The organism is Methylobacterium sp. WL12, from assembly GCF_008039475.1.
GTDB classification, from domain to species: domain Bacteria; phylum Pseudomonadota; class Alphaproteobacteria; order Rhizobiales; family Beijerinckiaceae; genus Methylobacterium; species Methylobacterium cerastii.
In genome coordinates, this window is the sequence record NZ_VRUW01000021.1 from 47,607 (window position 1) to 65,065 (window position 17,459).

At 71.8% G+C, this 17,459-nt stretch carries 18 protein-coding genes and 1 tRNA gene; 13 read left to right on the top strand and 6 right to left on the bottom strand.

From position 1 onward, the window contains the following. Window positions 1-4: 4 nt before the first annotated feature. Window positions 5-652 carry an SAM-dependent methyltransferase gene (locus FV226_RS10755; protein ID WP_147762890.1) on the bottom strand — a complete coding sequence of 216 codons (648 nt, stop codon included), beginning with the start codon at window positions 650-652 and terminating at the stop codon, window positions 5-7. Between the two features lie 236 nt (window positions 653-888). On the opposite strand from FV226_RS10755, the gene FV226_RS10760 reads away from it, so the two are divergent. The 10 genes from FV226_RS10760 to FV226_RS27935 all read left to right on the top strand — a co-directional run bounded on the left by FV226_RS10760 (window position 889) and on the right by FV226_RS27935 (window position 7,569). Beyond that, entirely contained in the window at window positions 889-1,122 is a 234-nt protein-coding gene (locus FV226_RS10760; protein WP_147762891.1) for a DUF2171 domain-containing protein, read from the top strand. 149 nt (window positions 1,123-1,271) lie between these two features. Continuing rightward, on the top strand, window positions 1,272-1,478 hold the full coding sequence (locus tag FV226_RS10765) for a hypothetical protein (RefSeq protein WP_147762892.1): 207 nt from the start codon (window positions 1,272-1,274) through the stop codon (window positions 1,476-1,478). A 276-nt stretch (window positions 1,479-1,754) separates the two neighbouring features. Then, on the top strand, window positions 1,755-2,015 hold the full coding sequence (locus tag FV226_RS10770; RefSeq protein WP_147762893.1) for a phosphate starvation-inducible protein PsiF: 261 nt from the start codon (window positions 1,755-1,757) through the stop codon (window positions 2,013-2,015). Between the two features lie 129 nt (window positions 2,016-2,144). Continuing rightward, entirely contained in the window at window positions 2,145-2,327 is a 183-nt protein-coding gene (locus FV226_RS10775; RefSeq protein ID WP_147752366.1) for a hypothetical protein, read from the top strand. Window positions 2,328-2,400: 73 nt separating this feature from the next. Beyond that, the gene (locus tag FV226_RS10780) at window positions 2,401-2,970 is read left to right on the top strand and encodes a cupin domain-containing protein (protein ID WP_147762894.1); all 570 of its coding nucleotides are present in this window, start codon (window positions 2,401-2,403) and stop codon (window positions 2,968-2,970) included. Window positions 2,971-3,138: 168 nt separating this feature from the next. Then, on the top strand, window positions 3,139-4,452 hold the full coding sequence (locus FV226_RS10785) for an LLM class flavin-dependent oxidoreductase (protein ID WP_147762895.1): 1,314 nt from the start codon (window positions 3,139-3,141) through the stop codon (window positions 4,450-4,452). Window positions 4,453-4,566: 114 nt separating this feature from the next. Continuing rightward, the gene (locus FV226_RS10790) at window positions 4,567-5,319 is read left to right on the top strand and encodes a bacteriorhodopsin (protein WP_147762896.1); all 753 of its coding nucleotides are present in this window, start codon (window positions 4,567-4,569) and stop codon (window positions 5,317-5,319) included. A gap of 5 nt (window positions 5,320-5,324) precedes the next feature. After that, entirely contained in the window at window positions 5,325-6,260 is a 936-nt protein-coding gene (locus FV226_RS10795; protein WP_147762897.1) for a Brp/Blh family beta-carotene 15,15'-dioxygenase, read from the top strand. 211 nt (window positions 6,261-6,471) lie between these two features. Further along, on the top strand, window positions 6,472-7,176 hold the full coding sequence (locus FV226_RS10800) for a L,D-transpeptidase (RefSeq protein ID WP_147762898.1): 705 nt from the start codon (window positions 6,472-6,474) through the stop codon (window positions 7,174-7,176). Window positions 7,177-7,395: 219 nt separating this feature from the next. Then, window positions 7,396-7,569 carry a hypothetical protein gene (locus FV226_RS27935; protein ID WP_187273636.1) on the top strand — a complete coding sequence of 58 codons (174 nt, stop codon included), beginning with the start codon at window positions 7,396-7,398 and terminating at the stop codon, window positions 7,567-7,569. Between the two features lie 22 nt (window positions 7,570-7,591). Here FV226_RS27935 and FV226_RS10805 read toward each other — a convergent pair whose 3' ends face one another. Continuing rightward, window positions 7,592-9,097: an SNF2-related protein gene (locus tag FV226_RS10805; RefSeq protein WP_246691549.1), complete on the bottom strand. Its 1,506-nt coding sequence runs from the start codon at window positions 9,095-9,097 to the stop codon at window positions 7,592-7,594. Window positions 9,098-9,195: 98 nt separating this feature from the next. Between FV226_RS10805 and FV226_RS10810 the strand changes: the two genes are divergently transcribed. From FV226_RS10810 to katG, 3 genes are all read left to right on the top strand, one after another. Then, window positions 9,196-9,441, top strand: a complete 246-nt coding sequence (locus FV226_RS10810) for a hypothetical protein (protein ID WP_147762899.1) — start codon at window positions 9,196-9,198, stop codon at window positions 9,439-9,441. 111 nt (window positions 9,442-9,552) lie between these two features. After that, the gene (locus FV226_RS10815; protein WP_246691550.1) at window positions 9,553-10,188 is read left to right on the top strand and encodes a methyltransferase domain-containing protein; all 636 of its coding nucleotides are present in this window, start codon (window positions 9,553-9,555) and stop codon (window positions 10,186-10,188) included. Between the two features lie 200 nt (window positions 10,189-10,388). After that, window positions 10,389-12,704, top strand: a complete 2,316-nt coding sequence (gene katG / locus FV226_RS10820; RefSeq protein ID WP_147762901.1) for a catalase/peroxidase HPI — start codon at window positions 10,389-10,391, stop codon at window positions 12,702-12,704. Window positions 12,705-12,894: 190 nt separating this feature from the next. Here the strand turns inward: katG and FV226_RS10825 are convergent, their stop codons facing one another. From FV226_RS10825 to FV226_RS10840, 4 genes are all read right to left on the bottom strand, one after another. Then, window positions 12,895-13,500, bottom strand: coding sequence for a heme-binding protein (locus FV226_RS10825; RefSeq protein ID WP_147762902.1), 606 nt, complete (start codon window positions 13,498-13,500; stop codon window positions 12,895-12,897). Window positions 13,501-13,682: 182 nt separating this feature from the next. Next, window positions 13,683-13,772: transfer RNA gene (locus FV226_RS10830), tRNA-Ser, on the bottom strand. 54 nt (window positions 13,773-13,826) lie between these two features. Further along, on the bottom strand, window positions 13,827-15,998 hold the full coding sequence (gene mdoH / locus FV226_RS10835; protein WP_147762903.1) for a glucans biosynthesis glucosyltransferase MdoH: 2,172 nt from the start codon (window positions 15,996-15,998) through the stop codon (window positions 13,827-13,829). Between the two features lie 86 nt (window positions 15,999-16,084). Beyond that, on the bottom strand, window positions 16,085-17,459 hold a 1,375-nt coding region (locus FV226_RS10840), incomplete at its 5' end, for a glucan biosynthesis protein D (protein WP_147762904.1).

Consider the following 17,459-nt stretch of genomic DNA (forward strand, 5'->3'; position numbering starts at 1 on the left):
GCAATCAGCGCGCGGGCGCCGCCTCGTTCGCGCGCAGCACGTCGAGTCGGTACTCGGCGGTGCGCGATTGCTTCAGCACCTGCGCGAAGCCCTTCGCGCCGGCGATGAAGCCTTCGGCCGCGTCGTCGCCCGAGAGCGGGTAGTGGGCGACCCCGAGCCAGTGCACCAGGACGATGTCGGCGCCGGGCAGCACCGCGCCCTCCACCCGGGCGACCAGGCGCGCGAGGTCGGCGCGGTCGAGGTAGTAGGCCACCTCCGAGATCACGATCAGGTCGAAGCGCCCGTCGGGCCATTGGCCGGGGACGGCGGCGAACTGGAAGCGCGCGTTCGGGCAGTCGGCGCAGCGGGCGCGCGCGGCCTCCAGCACGGAGGGCACCACGTCGAGCCCGAGCACGGCGTCGCAGCGCCCGCAGAGCTGGTGCGTGAACACGCCGATGGAACAGCCGACGTCCAGGGCGGAGGCGTAGTGCGGCCGGGGCAGGGCTTCGAGGGTGGCTTGGTACTTGGCGCGCTCGTAGGCGCTGGTGGCGAACTTCCACGGGTCGGCTTCCGTGGCGTACATGCCCTTGAAGTAGTCCGTGTCGAGGGATTTCGCGCGCCGGCCGGACTCCGTCACGGCCGGCTCCTGCGCCCCGGCCTGCGCGGCCGCCATCCCGAGCATCGCCCCGGCGGCGACGGAGCCCCCGGATCGCAGCAGGACACGGCGTGACGGTCGTCGGCTGTCGCGCACATGATCCTCACGGGTCGTCGGGTCCCCGATGAGCGCAACCTCACCCGGTGGCGGCGGTTCCGCGGGCGGCGGGCCGGTCGCCGGCCTCCGAGAGTTCACGCTCCCGGAACATCGGCCCCGCGGGCCCGGTTGAGAGGGCCTGATCGGGAGTGAAACGCATGGTCGACGTCGCAGAGATCAAGGAACACGCAGACGTCGTGGGTTCGGACGGAGCCCACGTCGGCACGGTCGACCACGTCGACAAGGGCGAGATCAAGCTGACGAAAAAGGACGCCGCGGCCGGCGGCCTGCATCACTACATCCCCGTCGACTTCGTCCAGTCCGTCGAGGGCGACATGGTGCGCCTCGACCGCCCGGCCGAGGAGGTCAAGCGCGAGTGGTCGACCTCCTGACCGAGCGAGTTGGGCCGCGCGCGACGCGCGCGGCCTCCATAGTGGGTCGCACGCGTTCGGCGTGGCCCGCGGCGAGGCCGGCCGACAGCCAGGCACGCGCCCTTGCACCAAGCCGGCGACCGGCGTTCCGCAAGCTTCGACGAGCAGCGATGTCCGATGACGACACCGAAGCGTTTCTGCGCGACGTCCGCGCGGCGCTCGCAGCCAGCCCCCGCCCGGAGGACCCGTCCCTCGAAGCCCTGCAGCGCATCGCGACCTGGCTGCGCACACCCATCGCGGAGGAGACGCCGGCCGAGGAACGCCTCAACGCAGCGGACGGGCCGCAACGGGACGATCCTGACATTCCGGTGGGGTGAGGCGCGTGTGGCCGGCGGACCCGCTGGGCGACCGTCCCAAAACCCGAACGGGGCGGCCCCGCGTCGCCGGAGCGAGCAGGGCCGCCGCAGCGGATCGGGCGGATCTGCCGGCTGGCGATGCAGCGTTCACCAGAATGCGCCGGACAGGTTTCGGAAGGATGACCGGTGCCGCCGGACTCCACGGTGGGCGAGGGGCGCCGGCGATCAACGATCCGTGTGGGGTGGAACGCCGGCCAGCGCGCAGCCGTTTCTGGCGCCTCACCGGAGCATCCCGTCATGACGTTCAATCGCGCCGCCGCCGTCGTCGCCGGCAGCCTCCTCCTCGCGGTCCCGGCCTACGCGCAGGGCACGGCCCCCAGCCCCGGCGTGGTGCCCGGCTCGGCGGCGTCCGCGCCGGCGCCGACGGGGAAGCCCGCCGTCCCGAGTGCGGAGCGGACCGCCAAGTCGAAGGACTGCTCGATGCAAGCCGACAAGCAGGGCCTGCACGGCAAGGCGCGCAAGAAATTCCGCAACGCGTGCAAGCACGGCCGGAGCTGAACCGCCAGCCGGCGCCGGGTGCGGATCGGTGCGGATTGCGAAGCGTTCGGCGTGCCCGCTCGATCACGGGCACCGTCGGACGCGCGGACCTTCAGGCCATTCCTCGAAGAACGCCAAGCCGGTCGCGACATGCCTGAAGACGTCATGGGCGACCGCGCGTTCTGGCTGTTTCTCGCGGTCGCGATCCCCGTCCTGTTCCTTCCGGTCGGCATCGCGCTGTGGAAGGGGCGAAACGTCGGCCCGGTGATCGCCCTCAGCCTCGCGTTCTGGCCGGCGGCCCTGGCGCTCGCCCTGAGGACGCGGCGGCGATGACGACGCCCCGCTCGCACCGGCGTCCTGCAACCGGCTAGGATGCGCCGAACGGCCGGCGAGCGGGAGCCTTGCGATGCACGATCCTCACGAAGATGCGCCTCACGAAGACACGCCTCACCAAGATACGCCCCACGACGACACGTCCCACGGCCATCCGCACGAAGGCGAGGCGCCGGGCGCCGCCACCGAGCGCTGGAAGAACGACGGCGTGCGGGTGATCCCCGGCGACAAGCTCGACGCCAACACCGCGCAGACGCCGGGCATGTTCCGGCAGGTGGCGATCGACCATGCCCGCGTCGGCGCGCAGAAGATCTGGGCCGGCACCGTGGCGATCGAGCCCGACGCCAAGACCGGGGTGCACCATCACGGCGCCCTGGAGAGCGTGATCTTCGTGCTGTCGGGGCGCGCCCGGATGCGCTGGGGCGACCGGCTCGAATACGTCGCGGAAGCCGGCCCCGGCGACTTCATCTTCGTGCCGCCCTTCGTGCCGCACCAGGAGATCAACGCCTCGCCCGACGAGACCCTGCAATGCGTGCTGGTGCGCTCCGACAACGAGGCGGTGGTGGTCAACATCCCCGACGTCGAGCCGGTGGAGCGCCCCGAGGCCGTCCACTGGGTCGACCCGATCCACAAGCACCCGTAAGGCGAGGCTGGAGCCGGGCTCTCCGGTGCGTGCGCAGGCTCGGCTGAAACGGCCCGCCGCCCGGTGCGTTCTCGCAAGGTGGGCGATGGGACTCCAGGCTCGCGCGAGCTTCACGACCGGATGGCGGGGTAGGGCACCTTGGGACAGGACACCGCGAGACACGGCACGATGCGCCTCGGTGCGTTCTTCTACGCCACCGGCCACCACGTGGCGGGGTGGCGCCATCCGTCGAGCGAGGCCGACGGCGGCCTCAACCTCGAACGCTACGTCGGCTGGGCGCAGCGGGCCGAGGCGGCCAAGTTCGACCTCGTCTTCCTCGAGGACGGCTCCGGCATCCGCGACGGCAACCTGCGCTCGTCCGAGCGCACGGCCCGCTCCACCCACTTCGAGCCGGTGACGCTGCTCTCGGCGCTGGCCGCGGTCACCCACCGGATCGGGCTCGTGGCGACCACCTCCACCAGCTTCAACGAGCCCTACAACGTCGCCCGGCGCTTCGCCTCCCTCGACCACCTCAGCGGCGGCCGGGCCGGCTGGAACCTCGTCACCTCGACCACCGACGCGGAAGCCGCCAACTTCGGCGAGGCCGGCATCGCCCGCCACGGCGATCGCTACGCCCGGGCCGAGGAATTCGTCGACGTGGTGCTCGGGCTGTGGAACACCTGGGACGACGACGCGGTCGTGATCGACAGCGCGAGCGGCCAGTTCTCGAAGCCCGACGGCTTCCGCCCACTGAACCATCGCGGGACGCATTTCGAGGTGCGCGGACCGCTCAACATCTCGCGCACGCCGCAAGGCCAGCCCGTGGTGGTGCAGGCGGGCTCGTCGGGGCCGGGCAAGGATCTGGCGGCCCGCACCGCAGAGGTGGTGTTCACCGCCAACCAGACGCTCGCGGAAGCGGTGGAGTTCACCGGCGACCTCAAGGCGCGCCTGCCGCGGTTCGGCCGCAGCCCCGACGACCTCAAGGTGATGCCGGGCCTGTTCCCGGTGGTCGGGCGCAGCGAGGCGGAGGCGCGGGCCAAGTTCGAGGCGCTGCAGGACCTGATCGACCCGGTGGTGGGCCTCGCCCTGCTCGAGCGGATGGTCGGCAGCTTCGACCTCTCCGGCTTCGATCCCGACGGCCCGGTGCCGGAGCTGCCGGAGGCCGAGGGCGCCAAGTCGCGCCAGCAGCTGATGTTCGACCTCGCCCGCCGCGAGGGCCTGACCCTGCGCCAGCTCTACCTGCGGATCGCCGGGGCGCGGGGCCACTCGCAGATCGTCGGGACGCCCACGCAGATCGCCGACGAGATGGAGGCGCGCTTCCGCGCCGGCGGGGCCGACGGCTTCAACGTCATGCCGGCGACCCTGCCCGGCGGCCTCGACGACTTCATCGAGCTGGTCCTGCCGGAGCTGCGCCGGCGCGGCCTCGTCCGCACGGAATACGCGGGCCGCACCCTGCGCGACCACCTCGGCACCCGTCCGCCCGCGAGGGTCCCGCGCCCGTGATGGCGCCGCGCCCGCGACAACGCGCCGGCGCAACGATCGGAGGTGGGGGGGGATTGGGCTCGGGCGCTGCCACGTTCCCGGACGCGCTTTCATCCCCCGACCGACGAGACGACGATGACGCCTCAATTCTGGCTGTGGCTGGGCTGCGCCGGCATGGCCGCCGGAGCCGCCGCGATCCTGTTCCTGGCGAAGCGGCGGACGCCCACCGAGGAAGCCGACGGGATCATCCACGGGATCGTGCCGATCATCGCCGCCTGCTCCTACTTCGCCATGGCGACGGGGCAGGGCAGCATCACCCTCCCGGCCGGCCCCGACGCGGCGGACGTCGCGCGGCAATTCTACGTCGCGCGCTACATCGACTGGACCTTCACCACGCCGCTCCTGCTCGTCGGGCTCGCGCGCACCGCGATGCATTCCGGCATGCGCCGGCAGGCCGTGGTCTGGGGCCTCGTCGGCTCCGACCTGATCATGATCGTCACGGCGCTGGCCTTCGGCCTGTCCGAGGTCGCCGCGGTGAAGTGGACCTGGTTCGCCATCTCCTGCGGCGCGTTCCTGGCCGTGTTCTACGGGATCTTCGTGCAGCTGCGCGAGGAAAACGCCGCCGAGCGGGCCGACGTGCGAAAAGCCTTCCTGCGCAACGCCGTGTTCTTCACCGGAGTCTGGTGCGCCTACCCGGTGGTGCTCCTCGTCGGCCAGGATGGCCTCGGCCTACTCTCGCCCGCCGTCGCGCTCGCCGTGGTCGCGATCCTCGATCTGACCGCCAAGGTCGCCTACGGCATCATGGCGACGATGGAGACGACCCGCGCCGTCGATCGCGACCTGGCCGAGGGAACGGCCGCCGCCAAGCCGCTGCGCCGGGCGGCTTGAACCGCATGGCGGTCCGCGCGTCTCGTCCGCCCCTCGCGGCGGCCGACGCCGCGGGCCGCCTTCGCGCCGCGACGACCTGGCTGCCACACCTGGCCGCCGCGCTCGTCGCGCTCGGGCTCGTCGCCTCCGCGTTCCTGCCGCGCGAAGCCTCCTGGCTCGCGGCGCTCGCGGTCGTGATCGTCCTCGGCGTACCCCACGGGGCGCTCGACGGCGCGATCGCGGCACCGCTTCTGCGTCCCCGCTACGGCCGGGCGTGGTTCGGGGTCTTCGCCATCCCCTATCTCGGCCTCTCGGCCCTGGTCCTCCTCGCCTGGCAGCTCGCGCCGCTTGCGGCGCTCGCCGGCTTCCTGGCCTTGTCGGTCCTGCATTTCGGCGAGGAAGATGCCGGTCCCGGCCGACCGTTCGAGGCCCTCGTGCGCGGAGGCCTGCCGATCGCCCTGCCGGCGCTCCTGCGCCCGCAGGAGACGGCCGAGATCTTCGCGGCGGTGGCACGGGTGCCGATTCCGTCGCTTCCCGCGTGGTGGACGGCCGCGTCCTGGCTCTGGCTCGCCCTTGCTGCCGCCTGGCTCCTGACGCGGCACGCGCGGCCGGCTTTGCGGGCCGAGTTCGTCGTCCTCGCGACCGCCTTCTGGCTGCTGCCGCCGCTCACCGCCTTCACCCTGTACTTCGTCGGCCTGCATGGCCCCCGGCACATGCGGGCCCTGGTGCGCGATTCCACGAAGGCACCCGGCATCGACACGATGGGCCGGGCCGTCCGCGGCTCGCTGCCGGTCTTCGCGCTGACCCTCCTGATCGGCGCGGGCCTATGGCCGCTCTACGCGTCCGGTCCGCCCGACGCGGCATCCGACCTGCTGACCCTGACGCTCCGGATGCTGTCGGCCCTGACCGTGCCGCACGTGCTCCTCGACCGCCTCGCGGGCCGGCAGCACGGCCGCCCCTGATCCCGGGGGACCCGGACGCCCCGCGGTGCCGGTGATCGCGCGGCTCCGGTGGACATTCGCGGCGCCGCGGGACTTTTGCCACACTCCCGACGCAAAAGCCGAGCTTGCCGATACGGTCGGGTGTCGCCGGTCCGGTCCGGCGGTACACCAGGACCAACGCAGCCCTGCGCGTGCGCGAAACCGCACCGCAGGATATGGGACGTTCGGGATCATGATCGTCAACGGTGGGCATGCCGATTCCGGCGAACACGATCGCACCGCACTCGGCCGGCCGGCGATCCTGAGCCGCAGGTCGTTCCTGGCCGGCTCGGCGGTCGGCCTCGGCGCCATCGGCCTCGGCAGCTGCGCGACGACGGACGGCATCCTGCTCGCCGAGGCGACGCGGACCTACGGGCCGATGCCGGACGAGAAGTTTCCGATCCCGGCAGCCGACATCAGCAAGCTCGATCCGAAGTACTACCGCCGCACGGTCCGCTACGAGACCAAGGAGGCCGCCGGCACGATCGTCGTCGACCCCGCCAACTTCTACGTCTACCGGATCGAGGGCGACGGAAACGCCACCCGCTACGGCGCCAACGTCGGACGCGACGGCTTTCTGTGGCACGGCGACGCCTATGTCGGGCGCAAGTCCGAGTGGGCGACCTGGACGCCGCCCAAGGAGATGATCCGCCGCCAGCCGGAGGCGGCCAAGTACGCCCGCGGCATGCCGGGCGGTCTCGACAACCCCCTCGGCGCCCGCACCCTGCACCTCTACCAGAACGGCGCCTACACGCTCTACACAATCTACGCCTCGAGCGAGCCCGACACGATCGGCAGCGGCATCACCAGCGGCTGCGTCGGCCTGCTCAGCCAGGACATGATCCACCTCTATGCGCGGACGCCGGTGAAGACCAAGGTCGTCGTCCTTCCGGCGTAGCGCGGGCGCTGCCGACGGCAGGGCGTCCCGGCGATCGGTCCGGTGCCCTGGCCGGTCGGGGAGCCGCGGCATCTGCGCGCCGGCGCGAACGAATCGCGCCTTCGACGCTTACGCAAGGGTCGGTCCGAGGATCGACCGTCCGCGCCCCTCGTACCCAGCTTCTCCCCCGTTTCTGGGCGGGCGTGGACGACAGGTGCCGATCGCTTGCGAGGTGACGTGATGACCCCACGAACGGTCGCGATCCTGGCCGGCGCCGGCTGCGCGCTGATCGGGCCCGCGGTGGCCCGCGCCTTCACCAGCGACCCGACGGACCAACTCACCCTGTCGCTGCTCATCGCCGGCCCCGTCGTGGTGACGGTTTGGGTGTGCGGGCTGCGGTCCTGGGAGGACTGAGCCAACCTCCGGCTGATCGCCATCAGCCGGGTTCGCCGGGATCGTCCTCGAGCAGGCGGGCCATGATCGCCTCGAGCAGGTCGGTGTCCTCGCCGGCCATCGCGCCCATCGTCGCCATCCGCTGGATCACGGTGTGGGTGATCGCCTCCTCCACCGTGCCCTCGGCGTAGGCGTAGTGGATGATCGCGGCCTGCCCGTCCCGGTGGCAGCGGCCTTCGATCTGGGCCAGCTGGATCGCGCTGTGGCGCATGTCGTGGATCACCAGGGCACGGGTGCGCTCGCCGCCCGGCAGCTCGTTGCGATGGAGCGAGATCGACTCGGTGACCGTGAACACGGCTGCGTCGAGCGCCCCCGTCTGGAAGGCCCGCCGCGTCGCCTCGTTCGCCTCGGCGTCCTGCCGGCCGTCGATGCTGCCGACCGACCAGCCCCGCGTCTCCAGGCTCGCCCGCAGCGCCGCCCCCGTCTCCAGGAAGGCGACGGAGATCGCGACCTGCTCGCCGGCCCCGAGAAGGAGCTCGACGAAGTCGGCCGTCCCGTCCACGCGCAGCAGGCTCGCCTTCTGCCGGAAGCGCAGGTCCGCGGCCCACCCGGTCGGACGCCGGGTGCTTCCGCCCAGGAGGCCGAACTCGCGACGGAACTCGCGCCACGTCGCGGCGTAGAGGCGGCGCGCGTTGGCGGTCAGCTCGGTCGGAGCGAGCGCGCGCTCCACCTCCGGCCAGCCGGCGATGTCGCCCGGCCGACGCCGCAGGCCGATGGCGCGGGGGCCGGTGTAGAGCAGGTCGGCCATCACGGCGCAGTCCTGCGCGTTGCTGGTCCAGGACCAATTCACCCATCGCCCCTTGGCCCGGCCGATCCCGAGGCGCTGCATCAGAACCCTGAACTCGGCGAGCGTCTCCGTCGGCGCGTCGGCGGCCTCGCCGAGCAGCCGCCCGAGATAGGACAGCTCGTGCGGCGCCTGGCCGGCGGTGGCGCTGACGTAGCTCGTGAACGCGGCCGCATCCGCGAGGTGCCGGCAGACGAGGCTCTGCTGGCTGTATGGGTTGCGCAGGCGATGGCTCTCGTCGAACACGACCAGGGGCCAGGTCCGGCGCAGGCTGCCGTGCTTGGCCAGCGCGTTGTTCTTGGCGCGGGCGGACCGCCGCGTGCCCGCGGCCGGCGGCGCCATCAGCCCCTTGGTGCGCTCGTAGTTGACGAGCGTCACCGCCTTCTCCGGCAACCCGGACAGCGCCAGGGTGCGGCGCCATTGCGGCATGGCGCCCTTCGGGCAGACGATCAGCACGTCGCGTTCGGGCATCGCGGCCAGGGCCGTCCAGACCGACAACGTCTTGCCGAGCCCGGTGGCGTCGCCGAGCAGGAAGCCGGGCCGGCCGGCTGCGCGCGCCGCCAGCATCGCCTCGGCGGCCTCGACCTGGTGCGGGCGCGGGACGAGCCGCCGCCCGTAGGCCGAGGGGTCGGCCGAGCCGGCCGCGGAGCGCCCGTCGTCGAGCCGAGGCGGCGCCTCGGGCGTGGCCGCGACCGATTTGTTCACGCCCCGTGCCACCTTATCCACCGCCCCGCGTTTGCCTTCTCGAAATTGGAACATAGAGTGAACGATGTCTGACGTCGTCACGAGGGGGTCGCACCGCCATGGCACGCTACCGTTTCCATTGCACCAACGGCCTCGAATGCGTCTTCGACGCGGTGGGCAAGGAGATCCGCGTTCCCGGGCGGCTGGCCGACAGGGCCCGCGGCGTCGCCGAGGCCTTGATGGTGACGCTCGACGACGGCACCGACTGGCGCGGATGGCAGGTCAGCGTCCACGACCTGCGCGGGCGCAACGTGCTCGTGCTGCCGTTCCGGCCGCCGGCCGACGCCGTCGCTCAGGGAGCCTGACGCCCCGGCACACCGGCCCTGCGCAGGGATCGGATGCCGTCGATTCGGTCGCGGCCCCGTCGCCGTCGCCTCGCGCGTTGGGGAGCGAGACCAACGACGAGGGAACCGCGCGTGACCAGCCTGCCCGAGCTACCGCCCGAAGCCTTCGCCAAGCAGGACCCGGCGCCGGACGCCCTGTTCTACGCCCAGCCCCGCTTCGTGACGCATATCGACGACGGGGCGATCCAGGCCGTCACCGACCTCTACCGCGACCTGCTGCCGCCGGGCGGGCACATCCTCGACCTGATGTCGAGCTGGGTCAGCCACCTGCCCCCGGAGGTGCCTTTCGCGGCCGTGATCGGCCACGGCCTCAACGCCCGCGAACTCGCGGCCAACCCCCGCCTGACAACGTCCTTCGTTCAGGACCTCAACGGCGACCCGTCCCTGCCGATCGCGACCGCGAGCGTCGACGCGGTCCTGATCTGCGTCGGCGTTCAGTACCTGCAGGATCCCGTCGCCGTCCTGCGCGAGGTCGCCCGGGTGCTCGTGCCGGGGGCGCCCGTCATCGTCACCTTCTCCAACCGCTGCTTCCCGACCAAGGCGGTGGCGATCTGGCAGGCGGTGCGTGGGGACGACCAGGCGCGGCTCATCGCACTCTATCTGCGCCATGCCGGTTTCCCGGAGATCGCCATGCAGGTCGTCGTCCCGGACGGCGCGGGCGGCGATCCGCTGCGCGCCGTGATCGGCCGAACCCCGGCGGGCGTTTGAATTGCCCACGATCGGCTCGCGCAAACGTGAGGCGCTTCGTTCCTAGGCGCATCCGCGGCCGTCGCGCGCGCGCAGGCGGCGGCACCTTGATTTTTGACGCGGGCGCCTGATGTCGCTCGCGATGCAGGATCGTAGAAGCGTGGCATGTCGCGAAGAGCGGCACGCCTGGCGCCGCCGGCCCTGCGCCAAGGGGGATGTTGATGAGCACGACGACGATCGACAAGACCAACACCGACTCCTACCCGATGGCGGGCCAGTGCCCGTTCGGAGGCGACCGCATCGGCGGGGCCTTCGGCAGCCGTCCTGCCCTGGAGAACTGGTATCCGCACCGGCTACGGGTCGAGCTGCTGCATCAGAACGGGCTCGCGGCCGACCCGCTCGGCCCCGACTTCGACTACGCGGCCGCCTTCCAGGCGATCGACCTCGACGCGCTGAAAGGCGACATCAAGCAGTTCCTGACCTCGTCGGTGTCGTGGTGGCCGTCCGATTACGGCAATTACGGCCCGCAGATGATCCGCATGGCCTGGCACTCGGCCGGCACCTACCGCATCGCGGACGGGCGCGGCGGCGCCGGCACCGGGATGCAGCGCTTCGCGCCGATCTCGAGCTGGTGGGACAACGGCAACACCGACAAGTCGCGCCGCCTGCTGCAGCCGATCAAGCACAAGTACGGCAACGCCCTTTCCTGGGCCGACCTGATGGTGCTCACCGGCAATTGCGCCCTGGAGATCATGGGCCTGCCGACCTACGGCTTCGCCGGCGGGCGCCTCGACGCCTGGGAGGCGGACGACGCGACCTACTGGGGTCCCGAGGTCGTCGAGATGGGCTCGGTCTCGAGCTTCGACGAGATGGTCAACCGCGACAAGCGCTGGCGCGGGAAGAACGGCGACGCCGAGTACGACCTGGAGAACCCGCTCGCCGCCTCGCACCAGGCGCTGATCTACGTGAACCCGGAAGGCCCCTACGCCAACGGCGACCCGCAGGGCTCGGCCAACGACATCCGGGTGACCTTCACCCGCATGGCGATGAACGACGAGGAGACCGTGGCGCTGATCGCCGGCGGCCACGCCTTCGGCAAGAGCCACGGCATGGTCCCGGCCAAGGAGATCGGGCCGCCGCCGGAGATGGCGCCGATGGAGGCGATGGGCCTCGGCTGGCACAACCCGAAGGGCGCCGGCAAGGACACGATGACCAACGGCATCGAGGGGAGCTGGACCCCCGACCCGACGAAGTGGGACAACGCCTACCTGGTGAACCTCTTCAAGTTCGACTGGGAGCAGACCAAGAGCCCGGCCGGCGCCCTGCAATGGACGCCGAAGGACCCGAACGCGCCGCGGACCCCCGACGCCCACGTCGCGGGCCAGTCGCATCCCTTGATGATGATGACCTCCGACATCGCCCTCAAGGTCGATCCAGAGTACCGCAAGGTCTGCGAGAAGTTCCTCGGCGACTTCGACGCCTTCACCCAGGCCTTCTCCAAGGCGTGGTACAAGCTGACCCACCGCGACATGGGCCCCAAGCACCGCTACCTCGGCCCGGAAGCGACGATCGAGGACGGCCTGCTCTGGCAGGATCCGATCCCCGATGCCGCCTACGCCCCGGTGGGGGAGGCCGAGATCGCCGACCTCAAGCAGGCGATCCTGGCCACGGGTCTTTCGGTCTCGGACCTCGCCTTCACCGCCTTCTCGGCGGCCTCGACCTACCGCGACAGCGACAAGCGCGGCGGCGCCAACGGCGCCCGCCTCGCCCTCGCGCCGCAGAAGGACTGGGCCGTCAACCGCCGGGCCGTACCCGTGGTCGAGGCGCTCCGCGGGGTGATGTCCGGGTTCAACGGTGGCCGCGGCGACGGCAAGCAGGTCTCGCTCGCCGACCTGATCGTGCTCGCAGGCTGCGTCGCCGTGGAGAAGGCGGCCCGGGACGCCGGGGTCGAGGCGCGCGTGCCGTTCACGCCGGGCCGCGTCGACACCACGCAGGCGCTCACCGACGTGGAGATGTTCACCTGGCTGAAGCCGGTCGCGGACGGCTTCCGCAACTACGTCGACGACGGGTTCGCGGCGATGGCGCCCCGCCTTTCGCCGGAGGAGATGTTCCTCGACAAGGCCAACCTGCTGACGCTGACCGCGCCGGAATGGGTGGTCCTGACCGGCGGCCTGCGAGCGCTGAACGCCAACCACGACGGCTCGACCCTGGGCGTCTTCACCGACCGGGTCGGCGTGCTGACGACGGACTTCTTCCGGACCCTGACCGACACCAACCTAGTCTGGGAGAAGGCCGGCGCGGCAGGCACGTCCTTCGCCTTGAAAGACCGCGAGAGCGGGCAGGCCAAGTACGAGGCCACGCGCAACGACCTCGTCTTCGGGTCGAACGCGCAGCTGCGCAACATCGCCGACGCCTACGCCGGCAGCGACGGCCAGCGGCGCTTCGTGGCCGACTTCGTCCGGGTCTGGGACAAGGTGATGATGCTCGACCGCTACGACGTGAAGGGCCACCGGCGCCAGGGGCCGATGGCCGCCTGATCGACCAGGGCGCTGCAGCCCGCGCCCCCGTCCCGCCATCCGGTGGGACGGGGCTCGCCCGAGAGGCCTGTCGAGGGTCCGCCGGGCGCAGCTCACGTGAACCGACTCAACGGCCTTGATGGCCGCGCCAAGCTCGGCGCGGAACAAAAGTCTCGTCTGGCGCCGCCGGTCGATCCCGGCGGCGCCAGTCTCAATTGGCCGGCAGCCGCACGGCCACCTCGTTCCGGCGCAGGAACGGGATCGCGAAGGGCGGGTCGTAGCCCATGAGGAGCGGGGCGTCCTCGGTCCGGCGGCCCGCCTTCGCCAGCACGTCCGCGAGGATGCGCTCCTGCACCGACCGCGCCTGCGGCGTGATGGTGCCCGAAAACTGCAGCGCCGCGATCCGCTCGGGCGGAAGGCGAACCAGCCGGACGCCAGCCTCGGTGGGTTCCGGAGCGCTGGCGCGCGCGACGTCGTGAGGCAGGAAGAACCGCATCGTCCCGGCGGGACCCTGCTCGACGGGCACCGTCATCGCGATCCGACGTCCCGCCGTCTCCACCGGCGCCGTCATGGCGATGCGCCCGCCGTGCCGGTTCGCACCGGTGATGTAGCGGAACAGCCGCCCGAACGCCTCGCCATCCCCCTGGCCACGTGCATCGGTCTCGACGGCGACCCGCGCCTCGTACGAGCGGATCTCGACGCCGCGCTCGAGCCGCTCGACGACGGCGTAGCGCGGCTGATCGTAGAAGGACCGCACGCCGAAGACGCCCAGCGCGGATTCGAGCAACGTGACGAGGTAGTAGGCGAACTTGTCCAAGGCGGGAGCGTCCGAGGTGAGGGACAAGCGAGTATAGCGCCCGCCGCGAGGACTCGTTCCCGGCGCAGGGTCGTCGGCGTTCGTCCTTGAACCAAGGGATCGATCTGCCGGAAAGAAATCACGGCATGGCGATAGGGCGATCGCCTTTCGCCACCAAAAGATCACGCGGGCGACCTTTGGAGTGGCGGAAGGGGTGGGATTCGAACCCACGGTGGAGTTGCCCCCACGGCGGTTTTCAAGACCGCTGCCTTAAACCACTCGGCCACCCTTCCGGCGGGAGGGGTTGTAGCGGAATTTGCGGCCGGCGGACATCTCGAAAAATCGGGTCAGGGGGCCAAGCGCGCGAGGCGGTCGAGGAGGGCGCGGTCGTGGAGGAGGGCCATGCGCTCCTTGGGGCCGAGCCAGGTGCGGGCCTCGTCGAGGGTCTCGGCCTCCACGACCTTGGCCTGGGCCAGCGTGTGGTCGACGTCGACACTACCGCGGGGGCGCGGCTCGGCGCTCGGCAGCATGCGGGTGTGGGCCTCGGCGAGGCCCGGGTCGGCGTGGAGCGCTGCGAGGGCGTCGGCCTCGTCGAGGCCGCGGGCCTGGTTGCGGGCGGCCAGCGCGCCGGCGCGGATGGCGATCGGGGGCGGGGCGCGCTCCTCCGGCGTCATCAGCAGGCCGCGACGCTTGAGGGCGAGGCCGAGCGCCAGCTGCCCGCTCGCCCAGGAGATCGGGATCGCGAGGACGAGGCCGAGGATCGTCGGCGCCATCCAGAGGAACAGCGACGTGGCGATGGCGAAGGCCGCGACGCCTGAGACCAGGCCCAACGCCGTATGCCAGCGGTGGCGGCGGACGATGTCGGCGAACGGGATCGAGCCGTCGTCGCGGCGCTGCGGGTTCCAGCCGGTGTCGCGCCCGGCGAGGATGCTGAACACCGAGCCCGACTGGATCACCATCGCGATCGGCGCGATCAGCGCGGACAGCAGGATCTCGATGAGGCAGGACGCGACCAGCCGTCCGGCGCCGCCGCAGGTCCGGCGCACCGGGCCGTCGATCAGCGCCAGGAGGAGGCCGAGGAACTTCGGCGCCAGCAGGATGCCCATGGTCAGCCCGAAGAGCTGCAACGCGCGCACCGGATCGAAGCGCGGGAAGACCGGGTAGAGGCCGAACTCGGTGGTGAAGTATTCGGGCTTCACGTAGGCCGTCTGCAGCACCAGCGCGATGCCGACCACGAGCTGGCACAGCCAGAACGGCGAGGCGGCGTAGCCGGCGATGCCGGTGGCGAAGTGCTGGCGCGAGGCCGGCTTCAGCCCCGCCGCCCCGATGATCCGCGCATGCTGGAGGTTGCCCTGCGCCCAGCGCCGGTCGCGCACCGCCACGTCGATCAGCGAGGGCGGGCTCTCCTCGTAGGAGCCCGGCAGCGTCGGCAGCATGTACACCGCCCAGCCGGCGCGGCGGATCAGGGCGGCCTCCACGAAGTCGTGGCTGAGCACGTGGCCGCCGAAGGGCGGTTTCCCGGGGAGGTCCGGCAGGCCGCAGGCGGCGGCGAAGGCCTTCGTGCGGATGATCGCGTTGTGGCCCCAATAGTTGCCGTCGCGGCCCGACCAGTGGCCGAGGCCGGTGGCGATCACCGGCCCGTAGATGCGGGCGGCGAACTGGGTCACCCGGGCGAACAGCGTGTTGCGGTTGATGATGAGCGGCAGCGTCTGGACGATGCCGGCATCCGGGTCGGCCTCCATCGCGCCGGCGAGCCGCACGACGCTGTCGCCGGTCATCAGGCTGTCGGCGTCGAGCACCAGCATGTGGTCGTAGGCGCCGCCCCAGCGGGTGACGAAGTCGCCGATGTTGCCGGCCTTGCGGTGGTGGTTCTTCCGGCGGTGGCGGTAGTACAGGCGGGCGTCGGGGCCGAGCGCGTCCCGCAGCGCTAGGAAGGCGCGCTCCTCCGCGATCCAGGCGTCGGCTTGCGTCGAATCCGAGAGCACGAACCAGTCGAAGGCGGGCCCGAGGCCGGTCGCGTCGACGGCCTCCCGCATCGCCTCGATCGCGGCGAAGGTGCGGGCGGTGCCCTCGTTGTAGACCGGCATCAGGATCGCGGTGCGGGTGGCGAGGCCCGCCGGCACCGGCGGCAGGCGCGGGCGGCGCAGCAGCACGGCGAAGCCCAGGATCGCGCTGGTGAAGGCGAGCGCGATCCACGAGAAGGTCAGCAGGAACAAGGCCACGAGCACGTACTGCAGGGCGGTGGGCGACCCTGAGACCGACACCGTCTCGTACATCTGCCAGCCGCCGTAGCCGGTCAGCAAAATCGCGCCGCCGAAGACGAGGAGGCGCGCGGCGTGGGGCCGCGCATGGTGGCGCGACGGCCGGTGCGCGAGCGCCGGATCCCAGGCAGCCAGGCTCTGCACCGGCATCGGGAGGGGCGATTCCGGGGGCAGGGCGTCCGCGAAGGCCGTCCCGGAGGGGCGGTCCGACGAGGCGTCGCGCCGTGCGGCCGCGGGGAGGGCGGAAACGTCGTCCATGCGCACGGCCTTCGATCGATTCTCGTCTGCGGGTCTCGCGTGGGGCGCCCGGTGCGGTCCTGCGGACCCCGGGTCCCCGCGGGCTTCTACGACGTCCAGCGGTAGAGCCAGGTCTCGGTCACCGGCCGTCCCGCCCGAACCAGGGCGAGGCGCAGCTCGCTCGCCCGCTCGCTGCCGGGATCGAGCTCGAAGGCGACGCGAACGGTCCTGCGCTCCGGGTAGCTGAAAAACTGCTGCCGGGCGATGCTGCCGGGAGACGCCGCCAGGGCGATGTCGAGGCCGCCCTCGGCAAACAGCCCGTCGCCGGTGAAGTCCACCAGGAACAGGCGGCGCGTGCCCGCGCTCCCGCGCCCGCTGCGGGTGCCCGTCACGCTTGCCGGCGGCGCGGCGGCGGGCGCCTGCCAGCACCAGTGCTGGCGGTAGCGGAAGGTGGTCTCCGAGCCGGCGGCGACGGCGTCCTTCGGGCGCCAATAGGCCAGCACGTTCTCGTTGAACTCGGAATCGCTCGGGATCTCGATCAGCGTCACCGCGCCGTCGGCCCAGGCGTCGGCGGGCTCGAGCCAGAGCGAGGGGCGCCACTCCCAGTGCTGCACGTCGTCCTCGAAATCCTCGTAGGTGCGCGCCCGTTGCATCAGGCCGAACCCCTTCGGGTTCTGATCGACGAAGGACGAGATCTGCAGCGCGTCCGGGTTGTGGACCGGGCGCCAGATCGCCTCGCCGGCCCCGTTGCGGATCTGCAGGCCGCCGGCCGAGAAGGCGGCGGCGCGGGCGTCGTCGACGCGGCGCCGGTCCTCGGGGCCGAACAGGTAGCTCGCCTGCATGCCGCCGAGGCCGAGGTGGTCGATCGCCTTGCGGGCGAAGATCGTGGTCTCGATCTCGGTGGTCGAGGCCTCGGTGCCGGGGCGGAGCACCATCCGCAGGGCGCCGGAGGCGGAGTCGGAATCGATCAACGCGTGCAGGACGAGGGCGCCGTCGGCCGGGCGCTCGATGAACACCGCGCGGAACACCGGGAACTCCTCGCCCCTTGCGTCGGCCGGCCGCAGCGTCAGCGCCCTCGCGTTGATGCCAAAACCCTGGCCCTTGGCGACGAGGCGGAAGAACGAGGCGCCCTGGAACACGGCGAAGTCCGACAGGTCGGGGCCGTCGGGAAAGCGGGCGCGCAGGCGGAACCCCGAGAAGCCCGGATCCTCCGAGAACTCCGGCAGCGCGAACCCGCCGGTGTCGAAGCGCGCCGGGTCGTAGGCGACCGGCCGGACCTGGCCGTCCTCCACCAGGAACAGCGCGACGCGGCCGGTGAAGATCGCGCCGCGATGCAGCGGCTCGATGGTGAAGCCGAGGTCGTCGCCGGCCCAGATCGCCGCGGCGGGCTTCGTGCGGATGGCGCCGTACTGCTCGCGGCTGAGGCCCTTCAGGCTGGCCGGGAGGTCGTCGGTGCGGGGGGCGGCGTAGGGGGCCTTGGCG

Excerpts from the sequence above, each read along its gene's own strand:
- FV226_RS10765 (WP_147762892.1), top strand. The coding sequence starts at position 1,272 with ATGTCCGATGACGACACCGAAGCGTTTCTGCGCGACGTCCGCGCGGCG.
- katG (WP_147762901.1), top strand. The coding sequence starts at position 10,389 with ATGAGCACGACGACGATCGACAAGACCAACACCGACTCCTACCCGATG.
- FV226_RS10760 (WP_147762891.1), top strand. The coding sequence starts at position 889 with ATGGTCGACGTCGCAGAGATCAAGGAACACGCAGACGTCGTGGGTTCG.
- mdoH (WP_147762903.1), bottom strand. The coding sequence starts at position 15,998 with ATGGACGACGTTTCCGCCCTCCCCGCGGCCGCACGGCGCGACGCCTCG.
- FV226_RS10785 (WP_147762895.1), top strand. The coding sequence starts at position 3,139 with ATGCGCCTCGGTGCGTTCTTCTACGCCACCGGCCACCACGTGGCGGGG.
- FV226_RS10775 (WP_147752366.1), top strand. The coding sequence starts at position 2,145 with ATGCCTGAAGACGTCATGGGCGACCGCGCGTTCTGGCTGTTTCTCGCG.
- FV226_RS10795 (WP_147762897.1), top strand. The coding sequence starts at position 5,325 with ATGGCGGTCCGCGCGTCTCGTCCGCCCCTCGCGGCGGCCGACGCCGCG.
- FV226_RS10770 (WP_147762893.1), top strand. The coding sequence starts at position 1,755 with ATGACGTTCAATCGCGCCGCCGCCGTCGTCGCCGGCAGCCTCCTCCTC.
- FV226_RS10810 (WP_147762899.1), top strand. The coding sequence starts at position 9,196 with ATGGCACGCTACCGTTTCCATTGCACCAACGGCCTCGAATGCGTCTTC.
- FV226_RS27935 (WP_187273636.1), top strand. The coding sequence starts at position 7,396 with ATGACCCCACGAACGGTCGCGATCCTGGCCGGCGCCGGCTGCGCGCTG.
- FV226_RS10755 (WP_147762890.1), bottom strand. The coding sequence starts at position 652 with ATGGCGGCCGCGCAGGCCGGGGCGCAGGAGCCGGCCGTGACGGAGTCC.
- FV226_RS10780 (WP_147762894.1), top strand. The coding sequence starts at position 2,401 with ATGCACGATCCTCACGAAGATGCGCCTCACGAAGACACGCCTCACCAA.
- FV226_RS10800 (WP_147762898.1), top strand. The coding sequence starts at position 6,472 with ATGATCGTCAACGGTGGGCATGCCGATTCCGGCGAACACGATCGCACC.
- FV226_RS10790 (WP_147762896.1), top strand. The coding sequence starts at position 4,567 with ATGACGCCTCAATTCTGGCTGTGGCTGGGCTGCGCCGGCATGGCCGCC.